The organism is Variovorax sp. P4_D9, assembly GCF_056401695.1.
On sequence record NZ_JBFUIU010001318.1, the window covers coordinates 1 to 1,728 of the forward strand.

The following is a 1,728-nucleotide window of genomic DNA, read 5'->3' on the forward strand; positions in this document are numbered from 1 at the left end:
GTGCAGGACTGCACCCACATAGGCGAAATACCCGGCGACAAAGGCGCTGTATGTCAGCATCGGCCAGAATGCGGCCGAGCTTGGCTGCGCGCGCTGCGGTTGCGGCCAGCACGCCAATCCCAGTGCGAGAAGCGCAACACCCAGGATTCGGGCGAGCAACATCGCCAGATCGGTGATTTTCGCCCGCACCAGCAGTGCGATGACAACCGAAGGGAGGGCCACGAGAGCGATGCCCGTGCCAGCTTCCGCGGCGCAGGCGAAGATGAGGATCTTCCGCAGCCTGCTGAAGTCCGATTCGATCATGGCGAAGATCCCCGAACAGAGCCGATGGCGCTGTCGATGGCCGCCAACAACGCGGCGTCGTCGACAGGCTTGCACAGATAGGCTTTCGCGCCCAGTTGCAGGGCCCGTGCGCGCGACTCGGGCGTGTCGTGCCCCGTGATGACCACCACGGGCACGGCAGCATGCGCGAGGGCAAGCGCGCTCTGGACGTCGAAACCGCTCATTTCGGGCATATGCAAGTCGAGCACCAGACAGTCCGGTTGATGGTCCGCGATGGAGCGCAACAAATCCGCGCCGGATGCGAAGGTCTCGACGGCGAATCCGGCTGAGGAAACAAGCCGCGTCAAGGCCACGCGCACATCCGCATCGTCGTCCACCACGGCCAGCAGGGATGTGTTGCTTTCCATCGTGCCATCACGCTAACAGGCGCAGGCGTTCAATCCAACTGGACCTTGGTCCAGGTTTCTGGCGCGCTGCCGGTGCGAAAAGCGCGACTTCAGGTGTTGGGTGGGGAGCCGACGCCAGCGCGCTCGGCCAGCTTGACCAGATCGGCGACGACGCGCACACCCATCTTGCGCATCAGGTTGCCACGATGGAACTTGATCGTCTTCTCGACGGTGCCGAGCTCGGCAGCGATTTGCTTGTTCAGCTTCCCCGCCACGATCTGCTCGAGAACCTGCCGTTCGCGGTCGGTCAGCGATGCGAGGCACTGCGCGACGCGCTCGCGCTGCACATTCGCTTGACGCTGGGCCAGGTTGCCGGCCAACGCCTGCTGAATCGCGGCGATCAACTCGGTGTCGTTGACCGGCTTGGTCAGAAAGTCCTTCGCGCCATGCTTCATCGCCTGGACGCTCGCAGCGATGTCGCCCCGGCCGGTGAGAAAGACAATCGGCAACGGGCTGGCCTGTTGCTCGAGCGCGCGTTGCAGCTCCAGGCCGCTCAACCCCGGCAGCGCGAGATCGAGCACCAGGCAACCTGGCGCTTTCGGGTCGTAGTTGTCGAGGAACTGACGAGGCGACGAGAACGCAACGGCCTTCAATCCAGCGGATTCGAGCAGCCGCTCGATCGCCGTCAGCAGGTCGGGATCGTCGTCGACCAGGTAGACCGTGGGCGTCAATTCTTCCATGGACTTCAGTCTCGCCTTGTCGGCAGTTCGCAATGCAGCGTGGCACCTGCATCCGCATTGCTGGTAGCCCACAGCCGGCCACCATGCGCCTCGGCAATCGATCGGCAAATGGCCAGACCCAGGCCCAGCCCGTGCGGCTTGCTGGTGACAAAGGGATCGAATATCCGCTCGAGATCCGCCGCGGGTATTCCCGACCCGTGGTCAGCGACGGAGAACTCGACGTTGCCCTCTGCGGTTCTACCTGTTCGCACCAGCAGCCTGCGCAAGTTCTCGCCGCCGTCCATGGCATCGCATCCGTTCATCATGAAATTCAACAGCAC

General features: G+C 63.6%; 4 protein-coding genes. All 4 read right to left on the minus strand.

Going from position 1 to position 1,728, the window contains the following annotated elements; all coding sequences use genetic code 11:
* A partial coding sequence (locus AC1DY5_RS54405; protein ID WP_478122490.1) for a hypothetical protein occupies positions 1 to 303 on the minus strand: 303 nt, incomplete at its 3' end.
* A complete protein-coding gene (locus AC1DY5_RS54410; RefSeq protein ID WP_478122491.1) occupies positions 300 to 689 on the minus strand; it encodes a response regulator transcription factor in 390 nt (129 codons plus the stop codon). The genes AC1DY5_RS54410 and AC1DY5_RS54405, both read right to left, overlap by 4 nt.
* A gap of 89 nt (positions 690 to 778) precedes the next feature.
* Positions 779 to 1,408, minus strand: a complete 630-nt coding sequence (locus tag AC1DY5_RS54415) for a response regulator transcription factor (RefSeq protein WP_478122492.1) — start codon at positions 1,406 to 1,408, stop codon at positions 779 to 781.
* Between the two features lie 5 nt (positions 1,409 to 1,413).
* Positions 1,414 to 1,713, minus strand: coding sequence for a sensor histidine kinase (locus AC1DY5_RS54420; RefSeq protein WP_478122493.1), 300 nt, complete (start codon positions 1,711 to 1,713; stop codon positions 1,414 to 1,416).
* Between the last annotated feature and the right edge of the window lie 15 nt (positions 1,714 to 1,728).

What these genes read in the sequence shown, in the direction of transcription:
- AC1DY5_RS54420 (WP_478122493.1), bottom strand. Translation starts at nt 1,713, where the DNA reads ATGATGAACGGATGCGATGCCATGGACGGCGGCGAGAACTTGCGCAGG.
- AC1DY5_RS54410 (WP_478122491.1), bottom strand. Translation starts at nt 689, where the DNA reads ATGGAAAGCAACACATCCCTGCTGGCCGTGGTGGACGACGATGCGGAT.
- AC1DY5_RS54415 (WP_478122492.1), bottom strand. Translation starts at nt 1,408, where the DNA reads ATGGAAGAATTGACGCCCACGGTCTACCTGGTCGACGACGATCCCGAC.